Source organism: Candidatus Desulfolinea nitratireducens, from assembly GCF_982879505.1.
In genome coordinates, this window is the sequence record NZ_CEYOSI010000149.1 from 1,595 (window position 1) to 7,624 (window position 6,030).

General features: G+C 49.4%; 5 protein-coding genes and 1 tRNA gene. All 6 read right to left on the reverse strand.

Annotated elements, in window-relative coordinates; translation table 11 throughout:
- Nucleotides 1-135, reverse strand: a 135-nt coding sequence (locus AC3DOM_RS12580) for a hypothetical protein (protein ID WP_487919402.1), incomplete at its 3' end; no start/stop codon positions are given.
- 6 nt (nt 136-141) lie between these two features.
- A complete protein-coding gene (locus AC3DOM_RS12585; RefSeq protein ID WP_487919396.1) occupies nt 142-1,536 on the reverse strand; it encodes an aminotransferase family protein in 1,395 nt (464 codons plus the stop codon).
- An 80-nt stretch (nt 1,537-1,616) separates the two neighbouring features.
- Nucleotides 1,617-4,061 (reverse strand): GcvT family protein, encoded by a 2,445-nt coding sequence (locus AC3DOM_RS12590; RefSeq protein ID WP_487919397.1) that lies wholly within the window; start codon nt 4,059-4,061, stop codon nt 1,617-1,619.
- Nucleotides 4,058-4,783, reverse strand: coding sequence for a GntR family transcriptional regulator (locus AC3DOM_RS12595; RefSeq protein WP_487919398.1), 726 nt, complete (start codon nt 4,781-4,783; stop codon nt 4,058-4,060). Before AC3DOM_RS12595 ends, AC3DOM_RS12590 begins: the two co-directional genes overlap by 4 nt.
- A 392-nt stretch (nt 4,784-5,175) precedes the next feature.
- Nucleotides 5,176-5,248: transfer RNA gene (locus AC3DOM_RS12600), tRNA-Arg, on the reverse strand.
- 316 nt (nt 5,249-5,564) lie between these two features.
- Complete coding sequence (locus AC3DOM_RS12605; protein WP_487919399.1) at nt 5,565-5,906, reverse strand: SEC-C metal-binding domain-containing protein; 342 nt, start codon at nt 5,904-5,906, stop codon at nt 5,565-5,567.
- Nucleotides 5,907-6,030 lie beyond the last annotated feature (124 nt).

The window sequence follows — 6,030 nt, forward strand, 5'->3', positions numbered from 1 at the left end:
CGACTGATGCAAAAAGTAGCGCGCATCCTCATCCAAAAGAGCACGTGTTTGGGCGTCGAGGTTGTCCGCTTGCCATTTATCTCTGCGTGGGGAGATATTTACGTCACCTTCTGATTGCTTTTTTAGTAAATCCATTTTCTTTTACCCTTCATTATCAGCAATTTCCAAGGCATCATCAATAGCTGATACAAGGAAATCGATCTCTTCTTTTGTGACAACCAGGGGAGGCACAATCCAAATTCCAAACTTGTCTGCCGGGACGTAAATATTTTTTTCCTGCAACAGGTATTCGGCAATCTTGCTCACTACCGTATAGGCATATTTCTCGGTTGCCAGACGCACTGGTTCTTTGGTCTCTCTATCTTGTACTAGCTCCAGTGTCCAGAAAAGCCCCAGCCCGCGAACGTCGCCGATGGCAGGGTGTTTTTCTGCGAGCGCAATCAGCCTTTGGCCCAGATATTCACCCATCTCTCGGGCGTGATCCACCAGGCCGTCTTCCTGTAAGACATTAATGCTGGCCAGGGCTGCAGCACAAGCCAGCGCGTGCCCTGAGTAGCTCTGACCATGGCCAAACAGATTCTCTTCAAAGCTCATAGCAACCTTATGACTGAAGATTGTCGCTGTGAGCGGGCAGTACACGCCCAGCGCTTTTCCCATTATCAGAATATCGGGGATAATACTGTAGTGCTCAATGGCAAACATCTTCCCCGTTCTTCCAAAACCGGTCATGGTTTCATCAACGATCAAGAGGATATCCCACTTGTCACAAATTTCTCTCAATCTCGGGAGATATTCGGGCGGCGGCGGGATGATGCCATTGGATCCCACGATGGGTTCGATGATCACCGCGGCAACTTTTTGTGACCCTCCTTCCAGCTCGATCATCTGGTCAATGTATTCGGCGCAGGCCAGGCCACAGGCCGGGTATGTGTGATTAAACGGGCAACGATAACAATAGGCATCGGGAGCATGGACAACACCGGGTACGACGAAGGGTTCCTGAAACCAACGTCTTGGATCGCCGCTGACACTCATCGCACCCGCAGTGGCTCCGTGATAAGACCTGTAGCGAGATATAATTTTGTATGGATATGGGTACGAGTGCGTAGCTGTCTCAAGCGCAAGACCCTTTTTTACCATCTGATTGTATTTGTAAAACCGGGCTGCCTTGATTGCGGCTTCAACCGCTGCCGCGCCGCTTTGGCCAAACCAGACACGTTTTCGCAGGTCACCAGGGGTAAGTTCTGCCAGTGTCTTGGCTAATAGGGCTGTAGGTTCGGTTGCAAAGTCATCCGTGACGTAAATCACCTTCTCCATTTGCTCACGCATGGCTTGTAAAACTTTTGGATGTCTGAACCCCAGGTTGATACACTCATGCGCACTACGGAGATCAAATATTTTCCTTCCATCCGTAGTATATATCCAGCAGCCCTCAGTTTTTTCTACAGGGATGGGATCATAACGCCCCTGCACACCCCAGCTTTGCATAAGGTAATTCTGCTGTATACGGCCGAAATCTTCAGTGCTGTTTGTCATAAGGCATCCAAATCTACTGGTTTTCCAGTGTATCTATCAACTTCCTTGTTGTGTAGACAAAATCAAGCTATCTGTCATAGTTAGCCATGTAAACGTTCGTTCGCGGGGTCATAAAGTACATCTGCTGCAACTTCCGCAAGGAAACGCTCACCAAATATCTCTACTTCAACTTGAGTCCCTTGATCTGCCAATTCGAGCGGCAGATAGGAGAGAGCAATATTTTTACCGATGGAGTAACCATAGCCCCCGCTGCGCACACGCCCTACGAGTTTATCTTTGGCGTAAACAGCTTCTCCACCGTAAATGACACAGGTGTCATCATCCATGGTCAGCGTGCACAACCGCCGCTGGATACCATCTTTTTTGGCTTTTAGCAACGCCTGGTGGCCGATGAAATCACCGCCGGTCTTCAGTCTCACGGTGAAACCTATCCCGGCTTCGTAAGGATTTTCGTCTGGAGTGATATCAGCGCTCCAGTAACGGTAGCCCTTTTCCAGGCGTAGCGATTCCAATGCTTTATAGCCAACGGGCTGAATTCCGAATTTCTGTCCGGCCGTCATTAAGATATCCCAAACACTGACGGCCTGTTCCGGGGTCACATATAGCTCCCAGCCCAACTCGCCAGCGTAACTGACCCGCTGTGCCCACACATCTACCTCATTTACCGTAATTTCCCTGGCTGTCATGTAGGGAAAGGCTTTATTCGAAACATCCTCCCCGGTCACAGATTGCAGCACATCGCGAGCGTGTGGGCCCCAGATGCTCACCACGACCCAATCGTCGCTAACATCTCGTACCTCAACCGGCCCATCCTCCAGCACATGCAACCTGATCCATCCCAGGTCTCTGGCGGCAAAAGAGGTGCCGGTAATCACCCGGAAGTACTCTCCATCCAACCGGGCGATGGTTACGTCGCTCTCAATACCACCCTGATCGTTGAGAAACTGGGTATAGGTCAGGCTGCCCACTGGCTTGTCAACGTTGTTGCAGGCCAGGCGTTGGAGCAGGGCCAATGCGCCGGGGCCGCTCACGTCAATTTTGCCAAAGGAGGTCATATCCAACAGGCCAACCCGCTCGCGTATGGCCCGATGTTCATCGCCTACCTGCTTGAAATAGAGAGGGCGTCCCCAACCCCACTGGCGCTGCTCGGCACCGGCGCTTCGCCAGGTTTTATCTGACTCGAAATAATTGGCACGCTCCCAACCATTTTTCTCTCCGAACACTGCACCCAATTCTTGGAGACGGGGATAGAGAGCACTGAGACGTTTGGGGCGTCCCCACTCGCTTTCGTCGTTGGGATAATGCAAATAGTAGTAATGTTTATAAACCTCACGGGCCCGCTCGGCAGTGTAATGCAGGTCTGCGTAGTGAGAGCCAAAGCGCCGCACGTTCATTTCGTGAACATCAATAGAAGGATGGCCCTCGATAATCCACTCAGCCATGATTTTTCCCACACCCCCCGCACCGGCAATGCCGTTGAGGGACATGCCCGCTGCCACATAGAAACCCCGTATTCCGGGCAAAGGCCCCAAACAGTATTGCCCATCAGGGGTGATAGCTTCCGGGCCATTGATCAACCCAATGACTTCCGCATTTTCCAGGATGGGTACCCGGCGCATCGCGCCTTCCATTAACACATCGAACAAGTCCCATTCAGGAGGTAGAAGTTGCTGGGTAAACTCCCATGGCACACCTTCAACGGACCAGGCTTTTGGATCAAGTTCAAAACCGCCAATCAGGAAACCACGCACTTCTTCGCGAATATAAACCAGGTTATCCGGATCACGTACAACCGGGGTATTCAGGGGCAATTCGTGACCGGGGATGGGTTTGGTTGTCAGGAATTGGTGCATGATCGCTGTCATAGGGATGTTTGCGCCGACCATATCGCCGATACGCGGCGCCCATTCTCCGGCAGCATTGACCACGATCTCAGTCTTAATAGACCCATGAGTGGTGTTCACTTGAGTGATCTCACCACGCGATGACAAGTCAATCCCTGTCACGAGGACCCCCGTGTGAACCTGGACACCCATCTTTCTTGCCCGACGGGCGAACTCATAAGTGATGCCGTTTGGGTCGAGGTACCCATCGTCCGGGATATGCACTGCCCCGAAGAGCTTTTCGTCAGTCATGGGTGGAAAAATTCGTTTTGCTTCGGCAGGGGAGATGATCCCGGCATCCAGGCCAAGTGCTTTGGTTCGGCTGACGTTGCGCTGCAACGCCTTGAGTTGGTCTGGGCTGGAAGCCAGACGCAAACTTCCCACCTGGTGCCACCCCAATGTTTTTCCAACTTCAGCCTTAAACTGATTATATAGTTGAATACTGTAATTCATCAGCAGCATTTGAGCTGGTGACGTTCGAAACTGGCTGACGAGGCCGACAGAGTGAAACGTCGTCCCGCTGGTTAATTCCCCTTTTTCCAGCAATATTACATCTGTCCAACCCATCTGGGCCAGATGATAGGCGATGCTGCATCCGGTGATACCGCCGCCAATTACTACAACTTGCGCTTGATCCCTCATAACATCTTTTCCTTTTGAGCAAATTCGGTGATGAAACGAAAACGATCACCCCTATATAAGTCCTGACCATATTCAATGGGGTGGCTATCTGAGTCAAAAGCCTGGCGTCGTTCTAACATTAAGGGTGCGCCTAGATCAACATTTAACAACTCTGCCTCAAACTCTGTAGCCGAGACTGCCTCCAGGCTTTGTTGGGCCTGATGTATTGTGATCCCGTATTCAGTTTCCGCTATTTCGTAAAACGAGCGCAGCTCCAGATCGTATGTGTTGAGCTTAGGGAAGTAGTAGACTGGCACAACGAATTTTTCCAGCATGACTGGCTCTTGCTTGATAAATCGCAAGCGTTGAATATAATATATTGGTGCAGAAACGGGGATTTTCAATTGGCTGGCAGCTGACTCTTTAGCTCCCTGTTCTTCAAATGCAATGATTTTTGCGCCTGTTTGGTAACCGCGGAGGCGCATGCCTTCGGTGAAGGGCACCAGTTTTCCCGCCTGCCGCTCAATTTTGGGTTGCGCGACATAGGTTCCATCCCCTGTCCGGCGCGCCAACAGGCCTTTGTTATCGAGTTCGCGCAGTGCTGCCCGCAATGTCATGCGACTGACGTTCAGTGTTTTGCTCAACTCTCGCTCGGAGGGCAGACGTTCACCAGGCACCAGTTCACCTGTTGCAATCCTCTCAAGCAAATTTTCAGCAATCTGGATGTACCTTGGTACTGTCATATTATTTATTATTTGCCGTTGGATTTATTTGTAAATTTGTGGATGTGTTTCATGTGCTAACAATTGAATGGTATAGACCATTGCTGGGCTCCATGAAGATAACATGGAGATATTGGATTGTCAAGGCTGTTGTTAGCGATAAGTAGTAATGTCCTATTTCCGACAAGTTAAAATGTCCCCTTTGCAAAAAAAGGAGACATTGGATGGAGTTACTACAAGCTATAGCCGCTGTATAAAGAAGCCACTTGCATATATGTACGGTTATTTTGACTTGAGTTCAATGTTCAAAGATAAAATTCGATGTGCAACACATCAAGTTTGCACTTTTTCTAAAACCATTACATAAACACAAACCGCTCAACATCATCTGTTGGCGGCTTCTGCGAGTCGGATGCACCCGGAGGGACTCGAACCCCCAACCAACTGATTCGAAGTCAGCTACTCTATCCATTGAGCTACGGGTGCGTGGGGCGGGTTACTAATCTTTTTTTAGACTAATCAGCAACTCCTGTTTGCATCTTTTTGCAAGAGGAAATATTCAACTCAGTCACTCCTCTTGATGCATTTATATTATACCGCTCTTGTATTGATTAGTCGACAAAGCCATAAATAGCTAGTTGTGAGAATCTTTGATATCCGCTGAAAAATGGTGTCGCCTTTGGGTTGTCCTGGCTACTTTTCCTGTCCACTAAGATTCTCGATAACCCTTTTGGGTTAATCAGTGGAATTTTGGTCAGATTGGATGGTGCGATTGCATCATAACCTCAAATATTCCCTCTGCTCAGACATTTTTCTTACCATGACAGTTTTTGTATTTACGCCCACTACCACAGGGGCAGCGATCATTTGGCTTGACATTATCCCATTCATCATCCAATTCATCGTCATATATCGGGGACAGCAATGGCTCTGAAAGCATAGCCATCACAAATTTCCAGGCGGCCGATCCTATTACGCTCAGCGCAATCAGACTGAGCAGCGTGGCTTCGAATGGCGACAATGGCAGGATCTGCACCAGCATCCAACCAATCCCGTATGCTGCTAAGACTAATAAACCACCGCTCACACCTACAAGAGCGATGATGGCCATGGCGGTAATCAGCAGACCTAATATACTTTTCATTGGAAGCCTCATTGTTCAGTCGAGTAATACTCACCAGATTATACAACAGCCCGGGCAAAGAGTTTGTCAATATCGTCTAAATTGAGTATCATGCCGTTCAGACTGAAAACCGAATGGAGTCAAC

Excerpts from the sequence above, each read along its gene's own strand:
- AC3DOM_RS12595 (WP_487919398.1), bottom strand. The coding sequence starts at position 4,783 with ATGACAGTACCAAGGTACATCCAGATTGCTGAAAATTTGCTTGAGAGG.
- AC3DOM_RS12585 (WP_487919396.1), bottom strand. The coding sequence starts at position 1,536 with ATGACAAACAGCACTGAAGATTTCGGCCGTATACAGCAGAATTACCTT.
- AC3DOM_RS12605 (WP_487919399.1), bottom strand. The coding sequence starts at position 5,906 with ATGAAAAGTATATTAGGTCTGCTGATTACCGCCATGGCCATCATCGCT.
- AC3DOM_RS12590 (WP_487919397.1), bottom strand. The coding sequence starts at position 4,061 with ATGAGGGATCAAGCGCAAGTTGTAGTAATTGGCGGCGGTATCACCGGA.